The sequence below is a fragment of the Pseudoalteromonas marina genome, from assembly GCF_000238335.3.
GTDB lineage: Bacteria > Pseudomonadota > Gammaproteobacteria > Enterobacterales > Alteromonadaceae > Pseudoalteromonas > Pseudoalteromonas marina.
The window spans coordinates 579,645-606,351 of record NZ_AHCB03000005.1 but is presented as its reverse complement, the minus strand read 5'-3'; the positions used below and the strand labels follow the sequence as shown (position 1 = coordinate 606,351).

Annotated in this window: 25 protein-coding genes and 1 tRNA gene; 8 read left to right on the top strand and 18 right to left on the bottom strand. The window is 40.2% G+C overall.

The window, feature by feature from the left end; genetic code table 11:
• Positions 1-102 precede the first annotated feature (102 nt).
• The 3 genes from flgA (at position 103) to flgN (ending at position 1,630) form a co-directional block, all read left to right on the top strand.
• Positions 103-810 (top strand): flagellar basal body P-ring formation chaperone FlgA, encoded by a 708-nt coding sequence (gene flgA, locus PMAN_RS02845; protein ID WP_010555885.1) that lies wholly within the window; start codon positions 103-105, stop codon positions 808-810.
• A 75-nt stretch (positions 811-885) separates the two neighbouring features.
• Positions 886-1,206 (top strand): flagellar biosynthesis anti-sigma factor FlgM, encoded by a 321-nt coding sequence (gene flgM / locus PMAN_RS02840; protein WP_006792694.1) that lies wholly within the window; start codon positions 886-888, stop codon positions 1,204-1,206.
• On the top strand, positions 1,199-1,630 hold the full coding sequence (gene flgN, locus PMAN_RS02835; protein WP_010555884.1) for a flagellar protein FlgN: 432 nt from the start codon (positions 1,199-1,201) through the stop codon (positions 1,628-1,630). Before flgM ends, flgN begins: the two co-directional genes overlap by 8 nt.
• 244 nt (positions 1,631-1,874) lie before the next feature.
• Here the strand turns inward: flgN and PMAN_RS02830 are convergent, their stop codons facing one another.
• Positions 1,875-2,333, bottom strand: a complete 459-nt coding sequence (locus tag PMAN_RS02830; RefSeq protein ID WP_033019180.1) for an LPP20 family lipoprotein — start codon at positions 2,331-2,333, stop codon at positions 1,875-1,877.
• Positions 2,334-2,472: 139 nt separating this feature from the next.
• Here PMAN_RS02830 and PMAN_RS02825 point away from each other — a divergent pair, with 139 nt between their 5' ends.
• Positions 2,473-3,666, top strand: coding sequence for a flagellar assembly protein FlgT (locus PMAN_RS02825; RefSeq protein ID WP_008132688.1), 1,194 nt, complete (start codon positions 2,473-2,475; stop codon positions 3,664-3,666).
• On the opposite strand, the gene PMAN_RS02820 is transcribed toward PMAN_RS02825, so the two are convergent.
• A complete protein-coding gene (locus PMAN_RS02820; protein ID WP_010555883.1) occupies positions 3,663-4,562 on the bottom strand; it encodes a LysR substrate-binding domain-containing protein in 900 nt (299 codons plus the stop codon). The genes PMAN_RS02825 and PMAN_RS02820 overlap by 4 nt on opposite strands.
• Before the next feature lie 111 nt (positions 4,563-4,673).
• Here PMAN_RS02820 and PMAN_RS02815 point away from each other — a divergent pair, with 111 nt between their 5' ends.
• From PMAN_RS02815 to PMAN_RS02805, 3 genes are all read left to right on the top strand, one after another.
• A complete protein-coding gene (locus PMAN_RS02815) occupies positions 4,674-5,402 on the top strand; it encodes a glutathione peroxidase (protein ID WP_010555882.1) in 729 nt (242 codons plus the stop codon).
• A gap of 52 nt (positions 5,403-5,454) precedes the next feature.
• Complete coding sequence (locus PMAN_RS02810; RefSeq protein WP_010555881.1) at positions 5,455-6,903, top strand: dihydrolipoyl dehydrogenase; 1,449 nt, start codon at positions 5,455-5,457, stop codon at positions 6,901-6,903.
• Positions 6,904-7,048: 145 nt separating this feature from the next.
• A complete protein-coding gene (locus tag PMAN_RS02805; protein ID WP_010555880.1) occupies positions 7,049-7,981 on the top strand; it encodes a DHH family phosphoesterase in 933 nt (310 codons plus the stop codon).
• 965 nt (positions 7,982-8,946) lie between these two features.
• On the opposite strand, the gene PMAN_RS02800 is transcribed toward PMAN_RS02805, so the two are convergent.
• The 12 genes from PMAN_RS02800 to rppH form a co-directional block, all read right to left on the bottom strand.
• Positions 8,947-9,021, bottom strand: a tRNA-Arg gene (locus PMAN_RS02800).
• A 75-nt stretch (positions 9,022-9,096) separates the two neighbouring features.
• On the bottom strand, positions 9,097-9,789 hold the full coding sequence (locus PMAN_RS02795) for a FlgO family outer membrane protein (protein WP_010555878.1): 693 nt from the start codon (positions 9,787-9,789) through the stop codon (positions 9,097-9,099).
• 7 nt (positions 9,790-9,796) lie between these two features.
• On the bottom strand, positions 9,797-10,489 hold the full coding sequence (locus PMAN_RS02790; RefSeq protein WP_006792683.1) for a FlgO family outer membrane protein: 693 nt from the start codon (positions 10,487-10,489) through the stop codon (positions 9,797-9,799).
• Positions 10,490-10,502: 13 nt separating this feature from the next.
• Positions 10,503-11,096: a FlgO family outer membrane protein gene (locus PMAN_RS02785; protein ID WP_010555877.1), complete on the bottom strand. Its 594-nt coding sequence runs from the start codon at positions 11,094-11,096 to the stop codon at positions 10,503-10,505.
• A gap of 48 nt (positions 11,097-11,144) precedes the next feature.
• Positions 11,145-11,744, bottom strand: coding sequence for an SPOR domain-containing protein (locus PMAN_RS02780; protein ID WP_010555876.1), 600 nt, complete (start codon positions 11,742-11,744; stop codon positions 11,145-11,147).
• A 77-nt stretch (positions 11,745-11,821) separates the two neighbouring features.
• Entirely contained in the window at positions 11,822-12,511 is a 690-nt protein-coding gene (locus PMAN_RS02775) for an SPOR domain-containing protein (protein WP_010555875.1), read from the bottom strand.
• 339 nt (positions 12,512-12,850) lie between these two features.
• Positions 12,851-13,729, bottom strand: a complete 879-nt coding sequence (galU, locus tag PMAN_RS02770; RefSeq protein WP_010555874.1) for a UTP--glucose-1-phosphate uridylyltransferase GalU — start codon at positions 13,727-13,729, stop codon at positions 12,851-12,853.
• Between the two features lie 21 nt (positions 13,730-13,750).
• On the bottom strand, positions 13,751-14,602 hold the full coding sequence (locus PMAN_RS02765; RefSeq protein ID WP_006792678.1) for a thymidylate synthase: 852 nt from the start codon (positions 14,600-14,602) through the stop codon (positions 13,751-13,753).
• A gap of 7 nt (positions 14,603-14,609) precedes the next feature.
• A complete protein-coding gene (gene lgt / locus PMAN_RS02760) occupies positions 14,610-15,413 on the bottom strand; it encodes a prolipoprotein diacylglyceryl transferase (RefSeq protein WP_008132732.1) in 804 nt (267 codons plus the stop codon).
• A gap of 12 nt (positions 15,414-15,425) precedes the next feature.
• Positions 15,426-16,235, bottom strand: coding sequence for a sulfite exporter TauE/SafE family protein (locus PMAN_RS02755; RefSeq protein ID WP_006792676.1), 810 nt, complete (start codon positions 16,233-16,235; stop codon positions 15,426-15,428).
• Between the two features lie 91 nt (positions 16,236-16,326).
• Complete coding sequence (gene ptsP / locus PMAN_RS02750) at positions 16,327-18,591, bottom strand: phosphoenolpyruvate--protein phosphotransferase (RefSeq protein WP_010555873.1); 2,265 nt, start codon at positions 18,589-18,591, stop codon at positions 16,327-16,329.
• A gap of 30 nt (positions 18,592-18,621) precedes the next feature.
• Positions 18,622-19,140, bottom strand: coding sequence for an RNA pyrophosphohydrolase (gene rppH / locus PMAN_RS02745; RefSeq protein ID WP_006792674.1), 519 nt, complete (start codon positions 19,138-19,140; stop codon positions 18,622-18,624).
• 529 nt (positions 19,141-19,669) lie between these two features.
• Here rppH and mutH point away from each other — a divergent pair.
• Positions 19,670-20,341: a DNA mismatch repair endonuclease MutH gene (mutH, locus tag PMAN_RS02740; RefSeq protein WP_010555872.1), complete on the top strand. Its 672-nt coding sequence runs from the start codon at positions 19,670-19,672 to the stop codon at positions 20,339-20,341.
• A gap of 202 nt (positions 20,342-20,543) precedes the next feature.
• Here the strand turns inward: mutH and eno are convergent, their stop codons facing one another.
• The 4 genes from eno to relA all read right to left on the bottom strand — a co-directional run bounded on the left by eno (position 20,544) and on the right by relA (position 26,700).
• A complete protein-coding gene (gene eno, locus PMAN_RS02735; protein ID WP_006794158.1) occupies positions 20,544-21,842 on the bottom strand; it encodes a phosphopyruvate hydratase in 1,299 nt (432 codons plus the stop codon).
• A 115-nt stretch (positions 21,843-21,957) separates the two neighbouring features.
• Positions 21,958-23,592 (bottom strand): CTP synthase, encoded by a 1,635-nt coding sequence (locus PMAN_RS02730; protein WP_006794157.1) that lies wholly within the window; start codon positions 23,590-23,592, stop codon positions 21,958-21,960.
• Positions 23,593-23,743: 151 nt separating this feature from the next.
• Positions 23,744-24,541, bottom strand: a complete 798-nt coding sequence (gene mazG / locus PMAN_RS02725; RefSeq protein WP_010555871.1) for a nucleoside triphosphate pyrophosphohydrolase — start codon at positions 24,539-24,541, stop codon at positions 23,744-23,746.
• 2 nt (positions 24,542-24,543) lie between these two features.
• Entirely contained in the window at positions 24,544-26,700 is a 2,157-nt protein-coding gene (gene relA, locus PMAN_RS02720; protein ID WP_006794155.1) for a GTP diphosphokinase, read from the bottom strand.
• Between the last annotated feature and the right edge of the window lie 7 nt (positions 26,701-26,707).

Genomic DNA, 26,707 nt, shown 5'->3' with positions numbered 1-26,707 from the left:
TGCTTCCTACATATACAAAGCTACACAACATCGTGGGAGCGTCTTAATTTTGACGCAAAATATTTATACCCTGTTTGAAACCATAAGCATAGTCGAAACATTATGAGTTTGTTAAAAAAAATCAAAAGATACAGTGTTTTTTATTTTGTTACTAGCCTAGGAATGGCATTCCCTGTATCTGCACAAGTATTTACTAAAGCCTCACTACAAGAAATGGCTGTAAAATACATTGCTGAGCAAATTGGCGAACACGATAGTGAGCAAATACACCTCAGTGCATTGCCATTAGACAGCCGTATACCTGATCGTGCTTGTTCAACGACACCTGATATTATTTCATCAAGTGAACCACCGTTTAACAGACAAATTACAATACAAGTAAAATGCGACGATCCACAAAGCTGGGCACAATACGTACATATAAAGGTGCTAAAAATGGCACCTGTTGTTGTAACAACTGATAATATTGCGCGCGGTGAAGTAATAACCAGCGCTCACCTAACCATTGAGATGAAACCGACACACTTTGTAAGAGTGCAATATCAAGACGATCCTAAAGCACTTATTGGCAGTCGAAGTAAACGCAACATTCGCGAAGGTATGCCAATATTGCTCAATCAAATATGTATGGTATGCAAAGGTGATGCTATTAATATTTATGCAAGCACAAAAGGCTTACAGATAAAAACGACCGGTGTTGCGCTTGAAGATGGCACTCTGGGCGAACAAATACTTGTAGAGAACAAAAAAACAGGTAAAGTTTTAAATGCGCGTGTAGATGGTGTAGAGTCTGTACAAGTAAATATTTAATTAAAAATAATATTAAAGTTTACTAAAGATATGCCGATATACTGGTATTAGTTGGGTAAATTATGGATTTTTATTATGGTTAATCAAGTCAATTCAGGTAATCAACAACCAAGCGCTTTAGCTAATGCTAAACAACAAAAGGTTGATTTGCAAAGAGATAATGCAAATACACAAGCGGCTCAATCGGCTACGCCTAAAGCTGCTAGCGATTCTGTAAGCTTAACACCACAAGCACAGCAATTAAAAACACTGCAAGAAAAAGCACAGCAATCTTCTGGTTTTGACAGTAATAAAGTTGCTGAGCTAAAAAAAGCAATCACTGAAGGCAAGTACCAAATAGACAGTGAAAAGCTTGCCAAAAATTTAGCTGACTTCGAGTTTGATGTCTATGGCTGATCATAATAGCTTAATTATTGTTAAGCTAAACGAGCAAGATAAGTGTTTAGATTCTCTCTCTGTTTTATTAAACGACGAGCTAACAGCTATTGCCTCAAGAAGAGGTGAAGGTTTAAAAGAAATTACCCAACAAAAAATGACTTTTTTAACCAAGCTAAATAGCCTAGATCAAGAGCTGAACAAGTTACTTGCTAAAAATGACGAACAGTCTGAAGAGCTTCCCGAGCTTATAGCCCAAGTTCGCAGTAAGTTAGAGAAATGCCAAAAACAAAACGAAGTAAACGCGCATGCAGCACATCAGGCGCAGCTTAGTGTAAAACAACTAAAAAACATTTTAATTGGTGCCCCATCGTCCACCACATATAATCAGTCTGGCGGTGAAGTTAACACCAACGGTCAGCTTGTCAGAAATTTAAAAGCATAAACTCAAAACGCTTCAGCCAAATTACCTACTTCTATAATATTTAAACCTGCTAGTTACCGGTATCTCAAACTTGAAAACCCAAAAATTGAGCCAAGCTGCGTCAACCTTTTTTACTGAGGTTTTTGTACTCTGGTGAGACTGTTTAGTTGACGCATTGTAATATTTAAACTGCTGTATACTTAAAACTCTAACTTGCCTAAATACTAAACGTACAGCTGTAAAATTTATTGCGAACGTCAATTTATCAGTAGTACGTTACTTTTTTTACTTCACGTGGTTTTATTTCGCCAATATATAAATCATGCACGCGCTTCATATTGAGTTCAAGCTCAGTGACGTATGTGTCGTCTACTGCATACGTTTTTATAATTTGTGCACCTTTAATAACGCCCTGCACTTTGCTTTCTAAATAATCATCCTTAGCGACTGCGTTTTCAACGCTCATACCCGCAGTTACCTTTTGCCCATATACTTGCTCTGTAAGCTCTCTGTATGCTTCAAGTTTAGAGGCTTTAATAGCCATAAGCTGCTTTTGTGAAGCGCTAGCCCCTTTTTGTAAACTAATAGGTGCATAACCTACCGCTTTTAATACCGGGTAATTATTAGGCTCAACATATTTGTACTCAACATGCTTATCAAACACGCTGCTGCACCCACTCAAGGTTAAACACCCAAGTGTAATAACTAATGAAATTGCTCGCATAATTTTGTGCCCTAGTAAATTAATTACGGTGGTATATGCATGTTTAATGCCATTTATAACGTTATTTTTATTGATTAATAACATTGGTACAGTCCTTGCTGCCTCAAGATAAAGCTAACGTTTATTTGGAGCAAAAAGTATGAAATCGTTTTTATTAAAGGCATTTGCAGGATTAAGCGCAACTGCGTTATTTACGTTTTCGACTTTTTCAAATGCGCAGTGGTATGAATCTACAGGGCACGCACTTATTCAAAACGACGACATAAGCGCGGCCAAATCTGCAGCTATAAAAGATGCCATAACTCAAGCGTTGGTTTTTTCTGGGGCGCGTGTCAGCTCAGTACAAACCTTGGTAGACGGCGTATTAATGCAAGATCAGTTAAAAATTAGTAGCCACGGCGAAATTCAAAAAATTGAACTTGTAAGTGAAAATAAATACGACGATAAATTTGCGATTACCCTGCGTTTAGATATATTTGCGCAAACAGAGCAATGCCCGCAAAGCAGCTTTAACAAGTTTGTTGCCGTAACACAAAGTCAGCTAGCTCATCGAGAGCAAGCTAGAATGGGTCAAATATTTGACGTAAACAAAGCAATCAGTAAACGAATATTCACCACCTTACAAAAATCAAAAATGAGCGCGCTACCCGTTGCTTATTACAATATACCTTTAAATGTAGATAGTTACTTTTCGCAGCAGTACGACTACTCGAAAGTTCAGTTAGAAGAAATATCATCTCGCACCAACGCTCAGTACGTATTACTGAGCCAAATTACAGACCTATCAACAAGCGATAAACTCAATAGTGATTATGCTTTTTGGCAAGACGATAGCTACCAACGCAACTACAAAATAGAGTTTAGCCTTTTTAATGGCACAACCTATGAGCAGCTTTGGAGCAATAGTTATCAGGGCCAAGGCACTTGGCCATTCGAAAAAACCGCCATCATTGATGTAAACAGTGATAGATTTTGGCAATCACCCTACGGTCAAAGTATACAAGATATAAATCAAACCCTAAGTTATGACTTACAAGCTGTATTAGCCTGCTTTCCAACGCAAGGTAAAATAATGCATATGGAAAACAGCAAAATAGTAATTAATTTAGGTAAAGCACATGGCCTAAAAAAAGGGCAAATGCTGAGCATTGCACACCATAACTACCTAACTGATGCAGCAGGTAATGTAATGCCTCACACCACTACAACACTCAACAAAATACGTGTAGAGCAGTTATATCAACAAACTGCGGTTGCAGTAAGCATTGACGACCAACCCTTACCCGGCGTACAAATCAACGATGTAGTTGAAGTAATAAGCCAAGATCTTTAAAGCGCTTTAGCAAGCTGTGTTTTTAAATTAGGGTGAGCCGACAACCACTCACCCAACTGCTCAACCCCTGCCAAATGCGGATAATGCTTTCTGCATGCAAACACCACATTACGCTGCTGATTTGGAAATATAGGCATATAATCAATACCCGTTCGCTGTGTGCAAGCTAACTTTGGCACAAAAGTAACGCCATCATCCATTGCCACCAGCGCAAGTAACGTTTCTAAACTATTGCCTTTATATTGATTAGACACATCAACCCCTGCTGAAAAACAAAACTTTTGGGCTTGATCTTTAAAGCAATGGCCATCACTTAACATTAATAGGCTGCAACCCTGAAGATTGCTAAGCGCGACTTTTTTATGCTTAGCCAGCGCGTTATCTTTTGAAACAGCGACTAAAAAGTCTTCTTTATAAAGTGGAATAGTGTGGTAATGATTAAGCTCAGCTACATCGGCCAAAATTGCAAAATCAAGCTCACCATTGTTAAGCGCATCTAATATGGTGGCTGTTTGCATTTCAATAAACGCAAATTGGCTATCTACAAATGCTTCTTTCATTGAGGTTAACAAAGTTGGCAATAAATACGGCGCAATAGTTGGAATAATACCAATTGTTATCTTACCTTGTAATGGTTCATTAGAGGCAGAAGCCAGCTCTTTGAGTATTTGAGTTTGCTCTAAAATAACCTCTATTTGCGCTAATAAACGCTCACCTTTAGCAGTTAGGGTTACTTGTTTGGTTGAGCGGTCAAATAAAGTAACACCTAATGTTTGTTCAAGTTTTTTAACCTGCCCACTCAGTGTAGGTTGGCTAACAAAGCACGCATCGGCTGCTTTACGAAAATGTTTATGTTGTGCTATGGCTTTAACGTATTCAAAGTCTTTTAAGTTCATGTTCAGCTCCACCCTGATAGCTTTTGACTATCAGTTTAATACAAACAAACGATTAGAACTATATTTAAATTTTCGCCATAATGGCTTTAACAAATCAAGAGGAACTAAACCATGTTAAAGAATATTGAAGGTCAAACAATCCCAAACGTTACATTTGCAACACGTCAAAACGACGAATGGAAATCGGTAACAACAGACGAGATTTTTAAAGGCAGAACCGTTGCTGTGTTTTCACTACCGGGTGCATTCACCCCAACATGTTCATCTACTCACCTTCCTCGCTACAACGAGCTAGCTGGTGTGTTTAAGCAAAATGGCGTAGATGAAATTGTATGTTTGTCAGTTAACGATACATTTGTAATGAATGCATGGGCTGAGCACCAAGAAGCGCAAAACATTACTTTACTACCAGACGGCAATGGCGAGTTTACAGACGGCATGGGTATGTTAGTAGACAAAAACGATTTAGGCTTTGGTAAGCGCAGCTGGAGATACTCTATGCTGGTAAAAGATGGCGTAATTGAAAAAATGTTCATCGAACCAGACCTTCCAGGCGACCCGTTTGAAGTGTCTGATGCAGACACCATGCTTGATTACATCAACCCTAAACAAGCTAAGCCTGAGCCAGTGAGCGTTTTCACTAAGCCCGGTTGTCCATTCTGTAAAAAAGCAAAAGAGCTTCTTACAGAAAAAGGCTTTGCCTATGAAGAAATTGTTATGGGTGCAGGTGCATCATTAACAAGCCTAAAAGCAATCTCTGGCCGCGACACCGTTCCACAAGTATTTATTGGTGGGAAACACATTGGTGGCTCAGACGACCTAGAAAAATACTTTGCTTAATAAGTAATATTAAATAGGGGCCAAGTGCCCCTATTTATTAAAGGAAAATACAATGAAACAATTGCAAACCGACGTAGTAGTTATAGGCGCAGGTACCGCAGGACTCAGTGCATACCGAAACGCTAAACAGTTTACCCCTAACGTACTTATGATCGAATCAGGTCCCTATGGCACAACCTGCGCACGCGTAGGGTGTATGCCAAGCAAATTATTAATAGCTGCTGCAGAAGCTGCGCACGCTATAGAAATGGCACCTGCATTTGGTGTGCATAGCTCAAAGCCGGTAATAGACGGCAAAGCAGTTATGGCACGCGTTAAAAGTGAACGCGATCGTTTTGCTGGTTTTGTAGTAGAAGCCGTTGATGAACTACCAGACGAAGACAAAATTAAAGGTTACGCTAAATTTTTAGATTCAAACCGCGTACAAATAGATGACCACACCATTATTACAGCCAAGCGATTTGTTATTGCTACAGGCTCTCGCCCTTCTTACCCTGGCGTATTTAATAACTTTGGTGACAAATTAATCATTAACGACGACGTATTTGAGTGGGACGACCTACCAGAATCTGTTGCTGTATTTGGCCCAGGCGTAATAGGCCTTGAAATAGGTCAAGCACTTAGCCGTTTAGGTGTTAATGTAAAATTATTTGGTGTAGGTGGTGCAATTGGTCCACTCACAGACCCCGTAGTAAAAGACTATGCAAATACAGTTTTTGCAAAAGAGTTTTTTGTTGATACCGACTCAAACGTATCAGACATGATGCAAATAGGCGACAAAGCGCAGCTTACTTACACCGACAAACAAGGTGAAAAACACACCGAACAGTTTGACTATGTACTAGCCGCAACAGGCCGAGTTCCTAATGTAGACAAGCTAGGCCTCGAAAACACAGGTATAGAACTTGACGAACGCGGCGTACCGCATGCCGATCCGCACACAATGCAATGTGGCGAATCAAACATATTTATAGCCGGCGATGCTAGCAACATGATCCCGCTACTTCATGAAGCGTCTGATCAGGGAACCATCGCAGGGCAAAATGCAGGGCGTTTCCCAGATGTACGTATTGGCCTGCGCAGAGCTAAAATTGCCGCTGTATTCAGCGACCCACAAATTGCCATGGTAGGCGAAAGCTTTACCCAAATAACAGACCGTTTAGGCTCATGTGGCTGTTTTGAAGTGGGCGAAGTCAGCTTTGAAAACCAAGGCAGAAGCCGCGTAATGCTTAAAAATAAGGGCCATATGCGTGTATACGCAGAGCAAGGCACCGGCTTATTTTTAGGCGCCGAATTTATTGGCCCACAAGCCGAGCACATAGCGCATCTGCTTGCATGGGCAGTACAAAATAAAATGACCGTACCACAAATGCTTAATATGCCGTATTACCACCCGGTTATTGAAGAAGGCTTACGCACCGCACTGCGCGACTTAAACGCTAAACTTAAGTTTGGCCCAGATATCATTAACCACTGTATGGAATGTGGCCCAGGCGCATAACTTACAAAAAATAAACACTTGCTATCAAAAAGCCAAAACGTCTGTTTTGGCTTTTTTATTTATATAATTTTTAAGCACTGGTATCTCAAAAAATAGTTTAACTGTTACACTTAATACGTAACTTAATTAAAAAGATGGAATAGCTATGCCCAATAATAAATTTAGACTAGTCACTCGTAGCGATTTTGATGGCCTTGTATGTGCTGTACTACTAAAAGATTTAGATCTAATTGATGACATTTTGTTTGTACACCCAAAAGACATGCAAGATGGAAAAATAGACATTACCGCTAACGATATTACCACTAACCTTCCCTACGTAGCGGGTTGTCACATAGCATTTGACCACCACTTAAGTGAAACCGTTCGAAACGCAAGCGACATTAAAAATCACATAATTGACCCCAAAGCGCCTTCAGCTGCGCGAGTCGTTTACGACTACTACGGCGGCGCCGAAAAATTTCCTAATATTTCAGTAGATATGATGGACGCTGTAGATAAAGGCGACGCAGCTCAGTTTTCTAAAGATGAAATACTCAATCCAACCGACTGGGTGTTAATGAACTTTATAATGGATGCCCGCACAGGCCTAGGCCGCTTTCGCGAATTCAAAATTTCAAACTACCAGTTAATGATGAAGCTCATTGATGCATGTAAAGATCAAAGCATCGACGACATTTTGCAAATGGAAGATGTTGCAGAGCGAGTTGCGCTTTATAATGAGCACAACGAAAAAGCAAAAGCACAAATAACACAGTGTGCAACAGTGCATAAAAACCTAGTGGTACTAGATCTAACTCAAGAAGAAACCATTTACGCCACCAACCGTTTTGTAATTTACGCCATGTACCCCGACTGCAATATTTCAATTCACAAAATGTGGGGGCTTAAAAAGCAAAACGTAGTATATGCAATTGGTAAGTCAATTACTAACCGCAGCTCAAACACAAACGTAGGTGAGTTATGCCTTAAATACGGCGGCGGCGGCCATTTAAATGCAGGCACCTGCCAAGTAGAGACTAGCCAAGCCGACACAGTACTCACTGAGCTGATCGATAAAATCACTAATGATGGTTAATTACTAACGATTAAATATCAAAATAAAAAAGCGAGTAAATTTTCATTTACTCGCTTTTTTATGTGTAGTTATAAACTTTTAGCTATAAAAAACTGTTTTGCTAATGCTTCAACTCAATAGTTGTTGATATCTTAGGTTTTTAAGGGCAAGTTTGAGAGAGAAGTAATCAGTCAAAAGTTTTAATGTCTGCTCATGGCACTTTGAGGAAGTTCGGCTTGGAGCGATAACCAGTCATTGAGATTGGCTAAATATTGTAGTTAATTGATTTGTTAAACTGCTCTGCGCATATATTCATGAAAGTAAGCGCTGCGCGCATATTGGTTAATTTAACTTTACCTAAAAACTTTAGAAAACTTTGCGATAGTAATACCTTAGGTAATTTGTTAAAACTATATAATGTAGAAAAATGAGCGTAGCGTCGGCAGAAATATGCGCGACGAGCGCACTATTAAATTGTTATGAGCTTTAGTCGTCGTGTTAATTTTAAATAAAAGGAATTTTAAGTGTTTTATTTGCAGCTAGTATTTTCAATATTGTTTGTTTTTCTAACTATCTATGGGTATGTAAAAAACAAACGAAACACTATGCTTCTAGGCGCTATGTGTTTGGTAATTGCGACCGCGGTAGAGCCATTCTCTAAAGGTTTTAACGATGGTTTTTCCAGTGCTAAAGAGCAACTGAAAGAATCAAATGGAAAGGACTAAGGTTTGAAATCAGCTCATAACAAATCTATCAACCGGATGTTGGCAAGAGCGGCCAACACAGGTTATAAGTGAATGGGTTCAAATCTTGACTTAAGACATTAAAGTCGATGTCTGCTAATGGCACAAAGCAGCCTGAATGTAATTTGGCTATTTTAATAAAAGGACAGCGCTAAATTCTTTATATTTCAATTTACGATGCTACATATGTACTACACAGAAATTAAAGAGAAGAAGTGGAAAAACGTAACTCATTGATTTTATTGGTAGCCCCTGCAGGAATCGAACCTGCAACTGCCCCTTAGGAGGGGGCCGTTATATCCATTTAACTAAGAGGCCACAGCGATGTGCTAGAGCTAAATTATAACGGCATCTGATTTTTAATATCAAGTTTTAAATCAAGTGGAATTTTAGTTAATTACTTGATAAATATATATCTTCTTTGCTTAGTACGTATTGCGGTATAAACTCTCGGCTGCTAGCCACTATTTGCTTGGTGTTAACATTTATAATGCGTGTATTAATTACAATACCGTTTTGCCTGTAGATTAAGGTGCCCGCGAGTATATGACTTGCCATATGATCTTCACTCAGCTTTTTGATATTTCGTGAAAACACAAAATCACCGCGTCTGTTTACGTCTATTGTGCTGGTGGTTTTAAAATCAACCACACTGTAACCAAACTTTTGTAATTGATGGATTAGTGTTTCAGATATTTGGTTACCTAACTGATTACTTTTATTGAGTGACGAGTCAAAGTTTACCAATGTACTAACAGCAATATTAACCTGTGTATCGGCTTCTGTGTCGTACTCTAGCGTGTCAACTAAGTCTAAAGCCATTTGTTCTACGTAATTAACGAGCGTTTTATGATGCTTTACTGGCTTAAAGGGTTTTGACGCATCGTAATCATTGTTTGGTTGCACAGTTTGGTTGTGTGTTTGAGTATCGTAACTGCCATTTAATACATAGCTGGTACTTGCTTGCGTTGCTGTGTGCGAATTTGAATCATGCTCATGGTGATGCATTAGCGAGCAACCAGATAGAGCAACGACTAACCCAGCTAGTGATAATGTCCGTAAATTGGTGTTTAGTGTAAAGCGCATACTCACCTCACTCACTCGCTTGTTTTAGCATAATACCATCGGTACGGTAGTTACCATTTAACGCATCAATAACTGATTGCGGTAAAAACCCTTGCGCCGAGCCAACAACCGCTTTACTTGTTAAGCCAACAATTCGTGCATTGACTAAAACTCCGCCTTGGTGACTTACTAGCGTGCCTGCCAGTACGTATTGAAAGTTTTGCTCTGGGTCTAATTCAAGATAGTCTCGGCTAAAAACAAAGTCGCCGGTTTGTGTTACACGCACATAATCGGTGGTTTTAAAATCAATGACCGGTACACCAAAATTGTGGAGCTCATGCATAAAGCTTTCAGCAATTTGATTTCCTAATAAGCTACCATTACTGTAATCGTCGTCTAAAAATACAAAACTTGATACCGCTAGTGGTGTTTTATCATTTACGTATTGTAAGTTTTCGACCATGTCTTGCATTATTCCGCGCACATAGTGGTTTATGTTTTTATGCATTGGCGGCGTCGATTTTGTGTAGTTAGTTTGCTGAGCTAATCCCGACTGAAACATGTTATCGTGATTAACTGGAGCACTCACTTTGCGTTGGCTTGTTGCCAGTTGCGCTCCTTGGTTACTTTGCTCAACAGCTGGGTCGGCGCTAGGGGTGTTCATAATCTGTGAACAACCAAAACCTAGTGGCAAACATAGCGTGATTAATAAGTTTCTCATTGTGTACTCCTCGTTAATATTCACTGCGATAGAGTGAGCCATCGCGCTGCTGAATTTTTTCATTTCCCCACATTACATTGATTGGGATCTCGGTACTGCCAGCAGATAAAACTTGCTTATTGCTAATGTTTACCATCCGCGCATTTACAATGTATGCATGCTGTTGACGTGTCACGGTGCCGGTGATTATAAGGTCAATATTTTGGCGCTCTCGTAACTGTTCTAAATTACGGGTCAGCGCGCTGTCGGCATTATGAGATAAGTGTAGGTTATTTGCTAAGCGATATTCGACCGTGTGATAACCCATTTGCGTCATTTTGGTTAATATACTTTCTTGTATTTGTTGGCTTAAGCCCGACGCTTGCTGCGTCATTAGCTTAGTGTCGAGCGCATCTGCAAAGTAAAAACTACTCACACCTATGCGAGTATTGTTGCTTAATGGACCTTTTAAATGACTTAATTGCACAGTTAAGTTGTGTACATAGTCACTTACTGTATAAGGTGCCATCGCTGCTTTTGGGGCATATGTGCTTATACTTGGCTCGGGTTCAGGAATTAAACTGCACGCGGCCAAGTTAATTAATAATAAGGGTAGTAAAAGGCGCATAGTTGCCATCCTCTTGTGATCATACAAGAGACTAAGCAATTATTATGCCTAGAGGGTTGGTTGTGGTTTTTCCTGCGTATAATAGGTAACAAAACAATTAATTTTTTGCTGTTTTAAAGCTTCGCAAGCGGTTGTTGCTTGTTTATTTGTTTTATATGCGCCTAACTTTAAACGATAAAACGTATTGGTTTTTATTACTTTAGTTTCAACATTAACAGCTAAATTAGTATCAAAAAACGTCGGTACTTTACGTTTTAAATTAGCCAGTGCCGTGTTTAATTTAGTTTTACTGTTAAATGCTGCTACTTGAATAGCGAAAAATGCTTGGTCGCTTTTTAAAATACTTTCTGTTGGAGTGGTTGTTTGAGCGTTTTTTGTTCCAGCCGTATTGGTTTCGTCAATGGCTTTTAAACGAGTAGTCAGCTTTGATAGCTGCCCTTCTAGCTCAAGCAGATCGTTAACTTTAGGCTCAACTGTTTTCCACTCATTTGCAGACTGTTTGAGCGCTTTCAAATCCTCGCTTGAAATAAGGACAGTGTTTGGTGTTGTTGAACTCGGTGGCGCTTTTTTAGATGAAGTACACCCTGCTATAACGAGCAAAACCCCAATACAAAATAAAGTGTTTATAAATTCCTTTTTAATAACCATACTTTTTACCTACCACCCTTTTGATTATGGTCAGGTATTTTATGGATAAAAAAAATTTTAGCAAGTTTCTATTTTAACTACAGCTTTACGGGTTTATCTGTGTAGTTACTCACTATGCAGTCAAGCTTATACACTTTAAATACTTCGCAGTCTGCTTTGGCATTTTTTAGATTTTGGTACGAACCTAACTTAAGCCTGTAAAACGTTTTTTTGTTAATTTTTGCGGTTTCAACATTGGTAAGTATTTTTTTTCTGAATAAGGGGGCTGCTTTGGTGTTTAGCTCTTTCCACGCTTTTGCGATGTCTTTTTCTGAGTCAACCGATGCCACTTGTAGAGCAAAAATATGTCTAGGTGTATTAAGTTTAACTGTCTGCTTTTTATTTCTGTATTGATTAACGCTTTGGCTACGCGAACGAGCAGCTTGCTGATTGTGAATTGTGCGCGTGCTGTACGAGCTATTTGTAGGCTGATTAGATTGGGCTATTGCCTTACTGTTAATAATATCTATGTGATTAACAAGGTATGTTATTTCTTTTTCTAACTTTAAAATACGCTCTATACCCGCTCTGGCTTGCTGCCATTGCAATGCTGCATCTTTTAACTGAGCCAGCTCTAATGCTGTAATAGGTACATACTCAGGCGAATTAGTTTGTGTTTCAGGTGCTTGCACTAATTTAGCTTCAGGCGTAATGGAGCATGCTGTACCAAATAGCAGTATCAGCAGGCTTAAAAGTAATCCTGTTATGTTTTTATTATTTATTAACATTTATTCGCTGTCCTGAAAGCAGTGTAATCACACTTACATTTCAGTTAAACATCCTCTTTAGAAAGCGTTTAACCTTACTTTAAGTTTTCGAGCCATACCCTAGCCCTTTATGTACATAAACGTATTTAATTCAATAGGCTTATGTTTTTTTGACTCCTCCATGAGGACACTTTTCAATACAATTTTAATGCCACTTAAAATAAACATTACAACATAAATTACATTATGTCTGTAAAGTAATCAAAACTATTCTAATTTTTACATTAAAAAAACAAGTTATGCAAAAAACAATAAAAAAAGCGCCTAATTAGGCGCTTTTTGCTGATTAAATGTAAACGGTTATATCAGTGTTTTAATAAACGTTTTTAACTCACCTGCAAATTCGTCACGACGAAGTGCAAACTCAATAGTTGCTTTTAAATAACCAATTTTACTACCACAATCGTGGCTTCGGCCTTTCATTGCGTAAGCATCTACTTTTTCGCTTTGCATCAGCATAGCGATAGCATCGGTCAGCTGAATTTCATCGCCAGCACCTTGCGGCGTTTTTGCAAGTAGTGGCCAAATGTTTTCACTTAACACGTAGCGCCCAACTACGGCTAGGTTTGAAGGTGCCTCGTCAACCGGTGGTTTTTCTACCATGCTAACAATTGGTGAGCTTTCACCCTGTGCTATTTCGGTGCCACCTAAGTCCACCACACCAAACTTATCGACTTCCTGCATTGGTACAGGCTCTACCATAATTTGGCTGTGCTTAGTTTGTTCAAAGTGAGCGATCATCTCTGCAAGGTTGTCTTTTTTAAGATCGCTCTCAACGTCGTCTATAATCACATCGGGTAAAATAACGACAAACGGTTCGTTACCAATAATTGGCGCGGCGCAATTAATAGCGTGGCCTAGCCCTTTTGCTTCGCCTTGGCGAACGTGAATTATTGTTACGTCTTTAGGACATATAGCTTGCACTTCGGCAAGCAATTGCCGCTTAACACGCTTTTCAAGCGTTGCTTCTAACTCAAAGCTGGTATCAAAATGGTTTTCGATAGAGTTTTTACTTGAGTGGGTGACAAGTACTATTTCTTTTATACCTGCAGCAACCGCTTCGTTTACTACGTATTGTATTAAAGGTCGGTCTACGACAGGAAGCATCTCTTTAGGGATTGCTTTTGTGGCTGGTAGCATGCGCGTACCAAGTCCCGCTACTGGGATCACTGCTTTCATGTTGTTTTCCTTAATCGGTTGTTATACTGAAAATGGATATTGAATTGCGTCATGGCATTGATAGCCTGTTACTTCAAAATCATCTCGGGTAACCCATGTTTCTATGTCTTCAAGTGACTTTATATTTGGATTAATTGTAAGTGTAGGCGATTCAAATGGTTCGCGCTTGAGCTGAACGTCGCGCATTAATTCGAGCTGATTTTCGTAAATATGAGCGTTAGCTATTTTATGGTACGCCTTGCCCGGTTTATGGCCGGTAATCTGGGCGACCAATGCAAGCAATACAAAACATTGAATTTGATTGAAATTTAGCCCCAACGGCACATCGCAGCTGCGCTGATAAGATGTTAAGTAAAGCGTGTCACCTAGTAGTGAAAACGTATGCGTGTGCATGCAAGGTCTTAAACAACCTAGTTCAAATTCACCTGGGTTATAAAACGTGATTATTTCACCACGATCATCAATGCCATTTTTTAAATTGTTAATTACTTTAGCTAGCTGATCGAGTGTTGAGCCATCAGGGCGTTGCCAGCCGCGCCCTTGGACGCCGTAAACCCGCCCCATATCGTCTTCGCCTTTACGATTTGGGTTGTTAAGCCATGCTTGGTTATCGTTGGCATTAGCATCCCATGTTTTACAGCCAATTTCACGAAATTGTTCTGCGCTATCGTAGCCTCGTAAATAGCCAAGTAACTCTGCAATGGCCGCTTTATAGTAACTTTTACGCGTTGTGATCATCGGGAACTGATTGTTTGCTACATCATATTCTAAATCGGCGTTTATAACGGTTAAGCAACGTGTGCCTGTGCGTTTGTTTTCTACCCATTGACCTTCGTCAACGATACGCTGACATAATTTTAAATATTGTTTCATGCTTTTATTATGCCTTTGCTGCTGTTACTTGCTGCGGGTTTTTATAAGCCCAAATTAATAAACCTAAACCACCTATAATCATAGGCAGTGACAGTATTTGTCCCATAGAGATAAAGTCGGCAAATAAGCCTAGTTGTGCGTCTGGTTGGCGGAAGTATTCAATACCAAACCTAAACACACCGTAACCTAATAAAAATACACCGCCAACACTGCCCGCAGGGCGTGGCTTTTTAATAAACCATAGCATAATTAAGAATAAAACGAGCCCTTCAAAAAAGGCTTCGTATAACTGCGAAGGGTGGCGAGCAAGCGGCCCGCCGGTTGGAAATACCATAGCCCAAGGTACGTCTGATACACGCCCCCATAACTCACCATTTATAAAGTTACCTATACGCCCTGCTAATAACCCCACTGGCACTAGTGGCGCTACAAAATCGCCAACTTGTAGCAGTGATTTTTTACGTGTCCACGAAAAAATAGCAACGGCTGTAATTACGCCCAGCGTACCACCATGAAACGACATACCGCCCTGATCGATGCGGAATAAGTAAAGTGGGTTTTCTAAAAAATAGCTAAATTGGTAAAACAATACATAGCCAATACGACCACCAAGTATGACCCCTAACATGCCATAAAATAATAGATCACTTACCTGCTCTTTGGTCCAGCCAGAATTAGGCTTTGCCGCTTGACGATTTGCAAACCACATCGCAAATGCAAAACCAATTAAATACATCAATCCGTACCAACGTACGCTCAGTGGTCCAATCGAAAAAATAATTGGATCGATTTGAGGAAACTCAAGTGCCATAAAAATAAACCTTTAGCTAAAAACCATTTTAATTGCGATAACAACAAGCAGTACCGCGAAAACTTTCTTTATTGTATTAACAGGTAAATAATGAGTTGCTTTAGCCCCGTAAGGCGCCACAAACCACGACGTAATAACAATACCAAATAACGCAGGTAAATATACAAACCCTGCAAAACCATGTGCTAAGTCGGTCACCTTCCAACCCGCGCTAATGTAGCCAATAGAGCCAAATAAGGCAATTACAATGCCCGAAACGGCAGCGCACCCAATGGCTTTTCTTATATCAATGGAGAAGTAATTGAGCATAGGCACAATTAACGCTCCGCCACCAATACCAATCAAGCCCGATAAACCGCCCATAATAGCGGAAATACACCCTAAAATAGGACCCGGTGGGAGCGGCTTAGTTGATGAGGGTTTATTACGTGACGATAGCGCCATTCTAGCTGCAATAAATACAACACTTACTGCAAATACACTACGAAGTAACTGCTCCGGTATTAAGCTTGCGGCAAAGCCACTAATTAAAGCCCCTACTGCTACACCAGCCATAACCCAAGGTGCAACATGCCAAGGCACATTATCATTCTTATGATGAGCCAATGCTGAAGACGTAGAAGTAAATAAAATAGAGGCCAAAGAGGTCGCAATCGAAATAACTACAACATGTTCTGCAGATGTAACATTAAATAAAATAAGCAATGTGCTCAGTGCAGGCACAATTATTAACCCGCCGCCAATACCTAATAATCCTGCTAAAAAACCAACAATACAGCCTAGTAGTGCGCAACATGCGACCAACAAACCTAAGTCATACATAGTTATCTCAAATGCCTTTTGAAGGCTTATATGTTAAAGGATTATAAAACGAATAGCATCTGCGTATTAAAATTAATTAAGTCAGTACTTTTTACTTTGGGGTATAAAATAGGTCACCTAAATTATGTTCTAACATAAAATTGCGCGTTAAACGCAGGACCTGTTTAGCTGTTGATTGTGCTAAACACTCGCTCAACAACTGCTCCATGTCGGCAACGCTCAAACGCCTAAGCACCCATTTTACCTTATTTAAAGACGATAAGTTCATACTCAATCGTCTGTAGCCCATAGCTATTAGCAATATGGCCCCTTCTGGGTCACCACCAAATTCACCACATAAACTAAAAGGTAACTCGTAATTTTCACACTCACTGGCTATTTTACTTAAAACTCTGAGCACCCCGGGATGATAAGGATTAAAAAGCTCAGCAACACGCGCGTTGGTTCTATCTACTGCCAATAAATATTGTGTTAAATCGTTACTGCCTACTGAACAAAAATCTACTTTTTTAGACCATTCAGGCAACATAAACACACTGGAAGGCACCTCAAGCATAATACCAATATCGGGGCGATCTATTTGCTGCTCAGGAAAGTGTTCGTTGAGTTCAAAGTAAGCTTGTTCAAATAAACCCAATGCTTCATCTACTTCTTCAGTGCCGCTTATCATCGGTAGCATTATTTTTAAATTGCCTAAACCAATATTTGCCTTAAGCATTGCTTTGAGCTGATCTAAAAATAACTCGGGATGATCAAGGCTAATACGTATACCGCGCCAACCCAAAAATGGGTTTTCTTCGGTTATATTAAAATAGTCGAGCACTTTATCGCCGCCAATGTCGAGCGTACGCATTACAACGGGGTTTGGGTAATAACTAGTGAGCACTTCTCGATACCAATTCTCTTGCTCTAACTGAGAAGGAAACTGGCCTTTTTGCATAAACCACGCTTCAGTGCGGTATAAACCTACGCCGTCGCACACATGTGCGTTGTTTTGATCTGTTTTTAACTCTAGTCCGGCATTTAACAATAAACTGACGTGTTCGCCATCTAAAGTAATAGACTCATACTCTTGCTCTGCTAAAAAGCGATTATTTAACAGGTTATCTTGATGTTGTAAGTCTGCGTACTCATCTAATAACATCTGCGAGGGTGAGATATACAAGCGCCCTGCAAATGCATCTAAAATCATTGGTTTACCATCAAATTGAAGTAATGGTAAGTCTTCTATCCCCCAAATAGCAGGGATCCCCATTGCGCGAGTCAAAATAGAAGCATGACTATTGGCAGAGCCATTAACACTAACAACCCCTGCTAAATGCCCCTTTGGTACTTCAGCAAGCATGGCGGGAGTTAATGTATTAGCAATCAAAATAGTATTTGGGGGGTAATCTTTTATTGCGTGTTCGGTATTAACTAAGTGATGCAATACGCGTAAGCCTATGTCTTTAACATCAACAGCACGCTCTTTTATGTATGGGTCTTGCATCGCATTAAATTGCGAAATTAAACGCTCAATCACAATTTTAAGTGCGCTTTTTGCACACCATCCCTCGAGTAACTGAACCTCTACATTGTGACCTAAACTTTTAGCATCCAATAACTGTTGGTAAACATCAAATACGGCTAACGCCTCTTGAGGAATAGAGTCACTCAACGTCATCGAAAGCGTGTTAAATTCTTTTCGTGTGGCGGCCACCGCTTGAGTAAATAGCCGCCGCTGCTCAGTTACATCACTATTTTTTTGAAGCTCAATTGATTTAAAGTCAAGCTTTGGTAAAAGAACAAATGCAGTACCTATACCTATACCCGGCGCACTGGATACACCTTTTAAAACGGATGTTTGATGAGATGACTCGTCTTGGCGAAGTACTTCTTTAATTTCGGCATGTGCCAATTGTGAAGCAAGCTGAGCAGAAAGCGTTATTAAAAATGATTCTTCATCTTGGCTGAAAACACGGGCCATTTTTTGTTGAACAACAATAACGCCTAACACTTTTTTTTGATGTACCACAGGCACCGACAAAAAAGCATTATAGCCTTCTTCGTTTACCTCAGGAGAGAGCTTAAAGCGCGGGTGAGATTTAGCAAAGGCAATATTTATGGGCTCTTCGCGTTGAGCAACTAAGCCTACTAAGCCTTCTGTAAAGCCAATTCTAAACTTACCAACCGCATCAGGATTTAACCCTTCGGTAGCCATAAGCACAAAGTTGTCTTGGCTATAATCAGCAAAATAAATAGAGCAGCACTGGGTTTTCATGGCGTCTTTAACCATTTGCACAAAGCACACTAATGCAGTGTCTAAATTCGCTTGTTGCGATACAGACTCAGCAATAGACCTCAATGTTGCCAGCATGTCCTGCTCCTTTATTTTACTATAATGTTATTACCTTTTACTTCGCCAGTGGTCTTTATGTTGTTCTCTTTTATTAAAAGGCATAGCGAAAGGAGCAAACTCCTTCATTACACGTCGGTAAACGTCCCGTTTAAACGACACAACCTGCCTTACAGGATACCAATAGCTCACCCAACGCCAGTCATCAAATTCTGGGTGATGAGTTTTAAGTAAGTTTACATCTTCGTCTTTACAACGAAGTTTCAGTAAAAACCATTTTTGTTTTTGCCCAATACACACCGGACTTGAGTCGCGACGAATTAATCGTTTGGGTAATTTATAGCGTAACCAATGTTTTGAACTTGCGACAATTTCTACATCTTCTGGTCGCAGTCCGACCTCTTCGTGTAATTCACGGTACATAGTTTGTTCTGGTGTTTCACCATCATCAACACCGCCTTGGGGAAATTGCCAAGAGTGCTGACCATAGCGCCTGGCCCAAAATACTTGTCCCTGATTATTGCAAATTACAATTCCGACATTGGCACGAAAACCTTCGGCATCAATCACCTTAGTGCCTCATTTGTAAGTCGATTTTTAATGATTGTTCCACATTAGCCGCAATACGGCAAACACTATTATAAGCGAGCCGCTGGGTAAGTGTAATTTACTCTCAGCTCGAAGATGAAAATACTGAGATACGAGTAAAAAGATTTAAAAAAATGTATAAAAGCTATTGCAGTTATTATTTTACTCTAGTTACTCACAGTTTGTGCATAACTTTTAAAAAACACGTTCATTTTGCAAACAAATCCACAATACAAGATCGAAAACGTGTTGTTCTCCACAGATTCTGTGGATAAACATGTTCATATAGTTGTATTTATCCCTGTAACTTTTATTACGCCCAATACAATCAATACTCGCCAACAGAAAAAAACCAAGTTAGTCAGCAACTTAACGAGTTCCACGCAACTTTCACAATGTATAAAATTAACACACCCAACCGCCGAACAAAAAACACACAACCCTAAAGATATCCACGGCTTAGCTGATTTGCTATCATGAGCATGGTATTTATTCAACTCAAATTAGTGCTATGCGTCCAACTAAACCACATTCAATTAATGACCTTATCCAACGTGTTAACAGTATTGCAGGCCTTACGCTTGGGCAACTTGCCGAGCAATATAACTTTAAAACCCCTGATGACTTATTAAGAGAAAAAGGCTGGACGGGTCAATTAATTGAGTACGTTTTAGGTGCAACAGCAGGTTCTAAACCCCTTCCAGACTTTGAGGATTTAGGTATTGAACTCAAAACGCTGCCTATTTCCTATAAGGGCAAACCTCTTGAAACCACCTTTGTATCGGTAACACCACTAATAAACGTAACGGGCATGACATGGCACACTAGTGCGGTTCGTAAAAAGCTTAACCACGTTTTATGGCTTCCGGTTTTAAGCGAGCGTGATATAGCACCGTTTAATAGAACCATTGGCAGTGGCTTTTTATGGCAACCAACGCCTGAGCAGGACGCTAAACTACAACGAGACTGGGAAGAGCAAATGGAGCTTATTGCGCTTGGTAGAGTTGATGAAATATCAGGCCATTTAGGCGATGCAATGCAAATTCGTCCAAAAGCCGCTAATAGCAAAATTGTGACAGATGCCATTGGCCCAAACGGGCAAATAATAAAAACCCTGCCCCGTGGCTTTTATTTAAAAACCAGCTTTACGAGTGAAATTTTAAAGCAGCAATTTCTGCTTTGATTAATCCTCGTCGACAACAAGGCTTAAATTTTCTATGAAACTTTTTAGGAAGTTTTAACATCATTAACGCCATATTAGTATCTCAAATTAATTGAAGACTCTTGTTAATTAGTGTTGTAGTTACTCAAAAAGCTTAAACAAAAAATCCCCGCAATGGCGAGGATTTTATAGCTTAAAATTTAAAACCAGCTTCTAAAAAGAATTACTGACCTTTAACTTCTTTTAAACCGTTGTACGGTGCTTTAGCGCCTAATTGCTCTTCAATACGAAGCAATTGGTTGTACTTAGCTACGCGGTCAGAACGACTTAATGAACCCGTTTTGATTTGACCTGCCGCAGTACCTACTGCTAAATCAGCAATTGTTGCATCTTCTGTTTCACCAGAACGGTGAGAGATAACAACAGTAAAGCCAGCGTCTTTCGCCATTTTAATAGCTGCTAACGTTTCAGTTAATGAGCCGATTTGATTAAACTTAATTAAGATTGAGTTAGCAATACCGTTGTCGATACCACGTTTTAAAATCTTAGTGTTAGTTACGAATAAATCATCACCTACTAACTGGATTTTATCGCCCATTAATTTAGTTTGGTGAGCAAAGCCATCCCAATCAGACTCATCTAAGCCATCTTCAATAGAAACGATTGGGTATTGCTGAGTAAGCTCTTGCAAGAAGAAGTTAAATTCTTCAGACGTGAATTTTTTGCCTTCACCTTTAAGATCGTAGATGTTTGCTTCTTTGTCGTAAAACTCAGAGGCAGCACAATCCATTGCAAGCGTAATATCTTTACCTAGCTCGTAACCTGCGTTTGCTACCGCAACTTTAATTGCTGCAAGTGCTGCTTCGTTAGACTCAAGGTTTGGCGCAAAGCCACCTTCATCACCTACAGCTGTTGAGTGACCATCTGCTTTAAGTACTTTTGCTAGGCTGTGGAAAACTTCTGCGCCCATACGTAGGCCTTCGCGGAAGTTTGAAGCGCCAACAGGTTGGATCATAAATTCTTGAATATCCACAGAGTTATCTGCGTGTTCACCACCATTGATGATGTTCATCATTGGAAGTGGCATTGAATAAACACCCGGTGTGCCGTTTAAATCAGCAATGTGCTCGTATAGCTCTACTTTTTTAGACTGAGCTGCGGCTTTAGCTGTTGCTAGTGATACTGCTAAGATTGCATTTGCACCTAATTTTTCTTTGTTTTCAGTGCCGTCTAAATCTAGCATTACTTTATCAACTGCACTTTGGTTAAGTGCATCTTGGCCAGCTAGCGCATCAGCAATTTCTTTATTGATGTAACCAACCGCGTTTAATACGCCTTTACCTAAGTAACGCGCTTTGTCACCATCACGTAACTCTAATGCTTCGCGAGTACCAGTAGATGCGCCAGAAGGTGCTGCCGCACGACCCCATGAGCCATCAGCTAAATGTACATCCGCTTCAACAGTTGGGTTACCACGCGAGTCCATGATTTCGCGACCAATTACTTTTACGATATTTGACATCTTGTTTCCTCTATATTCCCAAAATGGTGAGTTTTGTTTACTTTACTATGTTTTGCATAGTTTAGTCAGTCTTAAAACAAAAAAGCCGTGCAATATATGCACGGCTTTTTATAAATTACGACGACGCTTTTTGGTGGATATGCGCTGCTGCTACAAACCCTTCAAATAGCGGGTGACCATCACGTGGTGTTGACGTGAATTCCGGGTGGAACTGCGCGGCAATAAACCAAGGGTGATCTTTATTTTCAATAATTTCTACTAGCTTTTTATCTTCAGATAAACCAGAGAATGTTAAACCTGCTTTTTCAAGTTGGTCTACAAAGTTGTTATTAACTTCATAACGGTGACGATGACGTTCTACAATTTCGTCGCTACCGTAAACTTCGTGTACCTTAGAACCTGGTGCTAAGTGACATTTTTGAGCGCCTAAGCGCATTGTGCCACCAAGATCTGATTTCTCGTCACGAACTTCTACTTTACCTTCGGCGTCTAACCACTCAGTAATTAAACCTACAACAGGCGCTGCTGATTTAGCATTAAATTCTGTTGAGTTTGCATCGGTTAAGCCTGCAACATTACGTGCATATTCAATAAGCGCCACTTGCATACCTAAACAAATACCTAAGTAAGGCACTTTATTTTCACGTGCGTATTTAGCCGCTAAAATTTTACCTTCAACGCCACGACCACCAAAACCGCCTGGTACTAAAATAGCATCAAGGTGAGAAAGCAGCTCTACACCTTTGCTTTCTAGATCTTGTGAATCAACATATTCAATGTTGATAGTTAAACGGTTTTTAAGGCCCGCATGTTTTAAAGCTTCGTTAACAGACTTGTATGCATCGGGTAGTTCAATGTATTTACCAACCATGCCAATGGTTACTTCACCCGTAGGGTTAGACTCTTGGTACAATACTTGTTCCCACTCAACTAAATCAGCTTCAGGTGCGTCTAAGTGAAAACGACGACATACAAAGTTGTCTAGTTCTTGTGATTTTAACAGTGCTGGAATTTTATAAATACTGTCTACATCGGGTAGTGAAATTACCGCTTTTTCTTCTACATTGGTAAACAATGCAATTTTTGCACGCTCATTGTTAGGTAGCTTACGGTCTGAACGACAAATTAGAATATCTGGCTGAATACCAACAGAGCGAAGTTCTTTAACTGAGTGCTGTGTTGGTTTTGTTTTCACTTCGCCTGCAGGGCCTAAGAAAGGCACTAACGTTAAGTGAATAAAGAGTGCGCGTTCGCGACCTATCTCTGTGCCCATTTGACGAATTGCTTCGATGAACGGTTGTGATTCTATATCACCTACTGTGCCACCAATTTCAACAATTGCTATATCATGACCTTCAGCGCCTTCGTAAACACGCTGTTTAATATCGTTAGTGATATGAGGGATAACCTGAATAGTTGCGCCTAAGTATTCACCACGACGCTCGCGACGTAATACGTCTTCATATACGCGGCCTTGTGTGAAGTTATTTCGGCTAGTCATTTTGGTGCGAATAAAACGTTCGTAGTGACCTAAATCAAGATCAGTCTCTGCGCCGTCTTCTGTAACGTATACTTCACCGTGTTGAATTGGGCTCATTGTGCCTGGGTCAACGTTGATGTAAGGATCCAGCTTTAAAATAGTAACATTTAAGCCACGGGCTTCTAAAATAGCCGCCAACGATGCTGCTGCAATACCTTTACCCAACGAAGAAACAACCCCGCCAGTAACGAAGATAAATTTTGTACTCATGCGAACCCTAGAATATCAGGAATTAAAAGGAATATAACACCCAAAAAAATGGCTATGGGCATATCATCAAGACGGGGCGAAATTGTACCAAAACACGCTTTAGCAATCCAGCTAAAATTAGCGAATGAGCGATTAAAAAACGTGCGCTATTTTATTTATGTTTTTTGATTGCTTCCCATGCATTATCCATTTCTTCAAGGCTTGCCGTGTCTAAGCTTTTACCTTGTGCTTGCAAGTACGCCTGTACCTTTTCAAATCGGGCAGAAAACTTATCATTTGCATTTCTGAGGAGCTGCTCTGGGTCGCGTTTAACGTGACGCGCTACATTAACAGTGGCAAACAGTAAATCGCCAAGCTCTTCTGCTGTGTGATCTGACAAGGGGTTTTGTGTTATTGCTTCTTTAACCTCAAGTACTTCTTCGCTTACTTTATCAAGTGCGCCATGATAGGTGGGCCAGTCAAATCCCATTGAAGCCACTCGCTGTTGAATTTTTTTAGCCTTGCTAAGGCTTGGCATATTTGCAGGAATATCTTGCCATAACAGTGATTCTTCAGACATTGCTTTTTCGCTTCGCTCTTGGGCTTTAATAGCTTGCCACTGAGCTGACAACTGCTCATCATTGAGGGCTTTTTTATCGCCAAAAACATGAGGGTGGCGACGTGTTAATTTTGCATTTAGTTGTTCTATTACGTCGTTAAAGTCAAACAAGCTTTGCTCTTGAGCTAATTGGGCATAAAACACTATTTGAAACAGTAAGTCTCCAAGCTCATTTTTAAGCTCATTTAAGTTACCCGATTCTATACAGTCGGCAACTTCGTAGGCTTCTTCGAGTGTATGCGGCACAATTGATTTAAAGTCTTGTTTGAGATCCCAAGGGCAACCACCATTGGGATCTCTTAGTGTTTGCATGATATTCAGTAATTCTGTTAATGCTGAATGGTTAGCCAAAGCTACTGCCCTCGCTTAGCATGGTGAACACCTTCAATTTGGTGCAATTTAGACAGTACACGATTAGTGCCCGATAAATCATGTACTTCTATTTGCATGGTAAATACTGCTAACTGGTCAGCGCCCACGGTATTTACATTCATGTTAAGTACGTTTACTTTTTCGTTAGCCAGTACAGAACTGATATCGCGAATTAGTCCAGATCTGTCGCTTGCTTCAATTTTTATACTGAGCGCGTATGATCCATTTATATCTTCAGACCAACTAACTTCAACAACACGCTCTGGGTGCTGCGTTTTCAAATTATTAAATGAATCACAATCATCACGATGTACACCAATACCACGGCCTTGCGTGATATAACCGATGATCTGATCACCTGGAACGGGGCGGCAACATTTAGCAACGTGGCTCATTAAACTACCCACACCATCAACCACTATGCCGTTTTTATCGCCCGTTACTTTGCTTGGTGCTTTAAAACGAATAACAGGTTCGTCTTCTGTACGGTCAGTAACAAAATTAAGCATTTGGTTAAGACGCACATCGCCTGCTCCAATTGCGACCATTAAGTCATCAAGCTCTTTAAAGTTAAATCGCTTGATTGCTGGGGCTAAATCTTTGTATGTTAAATCAAGCTTTTGCAGCTCATTATCAAGAATTTCTTTACCCGCACTTAAGTTTTTATCGCGGTCAAGTTGCTTAAACCAATGGTGTATTTTGGCACGTGCACGAGACGATTTAATATAACCCAGTGACGGATTTAACCAATCTCTACTGGGATTTGGCTGTTTTTGTGTGAGGATTTCGACCTGATCGCCCGTCGTTAATTGATGCGTAAACGGCACTATTTTGCCAAATACTTTTGCGCCAATACAACGATGTCCCACATTAGAATGAATGTAGTAAGCAAAATCGAGCGGCGTGGCCCCTAATGGTAGATCAAAAATATCGCCGCGCGGGGTAAATACATATACACGGTCTTCAACAACTTGGTTTTTTAGCTCTTCAGCTAAATCGCCGCCATCCACCACTTCTTCCTGCCATTGCAGTAATTTACGTAACCAGCTAATTTTTTGCTCGTAACCCGAGCCTCGCCCAGGTAAAGCCCCTTCTTTGTACATCCAATGAGCGGCTACACCGAGTTCTGCATCTTGATGCATATCTTGCGTGCGGATTTGTATTTCTACGGTTTTGCCCTCAGGGCCAAAAACAACGGTATGAATTGACTGATAGCCATTTTGCTTAGGCGTTGCAACATAGTCATCAAACTCTTTGTTCAAATGGCGCCAGTTGGTATGCACTATACCGAGCGCACCGTAGCAATCTTGCAAGCGGTCAACCACAATACGCATAGCACGTATGTCAAAAAGTTGATCAAACTCGTAGTTTTTTTGCGCCATTTTTTTGTAAATACTGTAGATATGCTTAGGCCGACCATATACCTCAGCCTCTATACCTGCTTCACTTAAACGGCTTTTAACCTGTTCTACCATGTCTTCCATATAGGCTTCACGGGCAAGACGTTTATCATCAAGCTGTTTTGCTATTTTTTTGTACGTATCTGGGCGTAAATACCTGAACGATAAATCTTCAAGTTCCCACTTTAATTGGCCAATACCAAGTCGGTTTGCTAAAGGAGCAAAAATGTCGGCTGTTTCTTTAGCGGCAATAACACGCTCTTCTTCACCTGCATTTTTAACGTTACGTAAATGACATACCTGCTCAGCAAGTTTAATCACCACAGCGCGCACATCCTCAACCATGGTTAATAACATTTTACGAATATTATCGACTTGAACAGTGCCTTTACCTTGGTGCGACAAAGTACTAATAGTAGCCATTTGAGAAACCCCCGTTAACAACAAAGATATATTGCTTCCAAGCTGCTCTTGAACGGTTTCAAGGGAGACCACATCATTTAAAAAATAGGGTGTTAGATACGCTGTAGCTAACGACTCAGCATCGAGGTTTAACTCAACTAAAATTTCCACCATTTCTATGGCTGTATTTTGCCAGTCTTGGTTATCACTTTTAACACAAAGCGCTTGCGCCTTATTAAGCAACTGAGTCTTTTCTGTAGATAGGTCGAGTGCTTTTAACCGTGTAAAAAGATCACCCGTTTCATCTTGTTGATGTGATTGACGTGTCGCTACCATAATGCGC

Excerpts from the sequence above, each read along its gene's own strand:
- flgA (WP_010555885.1), top strand. The coding sequence starts at position 103 with ATGAGTTTGTTAAAAAAAATCAAAAGATACAGTGTTTTTTATTTTGTT.
- flgM (WP_006792694.1), top strand. The coding sequence starts at position 886 with ATGGTTAATCAAGTCAATTCAGGTAATCAACAACCAAGCGCTTTAGCT.
- flgN (WP_010555884.1), top strand. The coding sequence starts at position 1,199 with ATGGCTGATCATAATAGCTTAATTATTGTTAAGCTAAACGAGCAAGAT.
- PMAN_RS02830 (WP_033019180.1), bottom strand. The coding sequence starts at position 2,333 with ATGCGAGCAATTTCATTAGTTATTACACTTGGGTGTTTAACCTTGAGT.
- PMAN_RS02825 (WP_008132688.1), top strand. The coding sequence starts at position 2,473 with ATGAAATCGTTTTTATTAAAGGCATTTGCAGGATTAAGCGCAACTGCG.
- PMAN_RS02820 (WP_010555883.1), bottom strand. The coding sequence starts at position 4,562 with ATGAACTTAAAAGACTTTGAATACGTTAAAGCCATAGCACAACATAAA.
- PMAN_RS02815 (WP_010555882.1), top strand. The coding sequence starts at position 4,674 with ATGTTAAAGAATATTGAAGGTCAAACAATCCCAAACGTTACATTTGCA.
- PMAN_RS02810 (WP_010555881.1), top strand. The coding sequence starts at position 5,455 with ATGAAACAATTGCAAACCGACGTAGTAGTTATAGGCGCAGGTACCGCA.
- PMAN_RS02805 (WP_010555880.1), top strand. The coding sequence starts at position 7,049 with ATGCCCAATAATAAATTTAGACTAGTCACTCGTAGCGATTTTGATGGC.
- PMAN_RS02795 (WP_010555878.1), bottom strand. The coding sequence starts at position 9,789 with ATGCGCTTTACACTAAACACCAATTTACGGACATTATCACTAGCTGGG.
- PMAN_RS02790 (WP_006792683.1), bottom strand. The coding sequence starts at position 10,489 with ATGAGAAACTTATTAATCACGCTATGTTTGCCACTAGGTTTTGGTTGT.
- PMAN_RS02785 (WP_010555877.1), bottom strand. The coding sequence starts at position 11,096 with ATGCGCCTTTTACTACCCTTATTATTAATTAACTTGGCCGCGTGCAGT.
- PMAN_RS02780 (WP_010555876.1), bottom strand. The coding sequence starts at position 11,744 with ATGGTTATTAAAAAGGAATTTATAAACACTTTATTTTGTATTGGGGTT.
- PMAN_RS02775 (WP_010555875.1), bottom strand. The coding sequence starts at position 12,511 with ATGTTAATAAATAATAAAAACATAACAGGATTACTTTTAAGCCTGCTG.
- galU (WP_010555874.1), bottom strand. The coding sequence starts at position 13,729 with ATGAAAGCAGTGATCCCAGTAGCGGGACTTGGTACGCGCATGCTACCA.
- PMAN_RS02765 (WP_006792678.1), bottom strand. The coding sequence starts at position 14,602 with ATGAAACAATATTTAAAATTATGTCAGCGTATCGTTGACGAAGGTCAA.
- lgt (WP_008132732.1), bottom strand. The coding sequence starts at position 15,413 with ATGGCACTTGAGTTTCCTCAAATCGATCCAATTATTTTTTCGATTGGA.
- PMAN_RS02755 (WP_006792676.1), bottom strand. The coding sequence starts at position 16,235 with ATGTATGACTTAGGTTTGTTGGTCGCATGTTGCGCACTACTAGGCTGT.
- ptsP (WP_010555873.1), bottom strand. The coding sequence starts at position 18,591 with ATGCTGGCAACATTGAGGTCTATTGCTGAGTCTGTATCGCAACAAGCG.
- mutH (WP_010555872.1), top strand. The coding sequence starts at position 19,670 with ATGCGTCCAACTAAACCACATTCAATTAATGACCTTATCCAACGTGTT.
- eno (WP_006794158.1), bottom strand. The coding sequence starts at position 21,842 with ATGTCAAATATCGTAAAAGTAATTGGTCGCGAAATCATGGACTCGCGT.
- PMAN_RS02730 (WP_006794157.1), bottom strand. The coding sequence starts at position 23,592 with ATGAGTACAAAATTTATCTTCGTTACTGGCGGGGTTGTTTCTTCGTTG.
- relA (WP_006794155.1), bottom strand. The coding sequence starts at position 26,700 with ATGGTAGCGACACGTCAATCACATCAACAAGATGAAACGGGTGATCTT.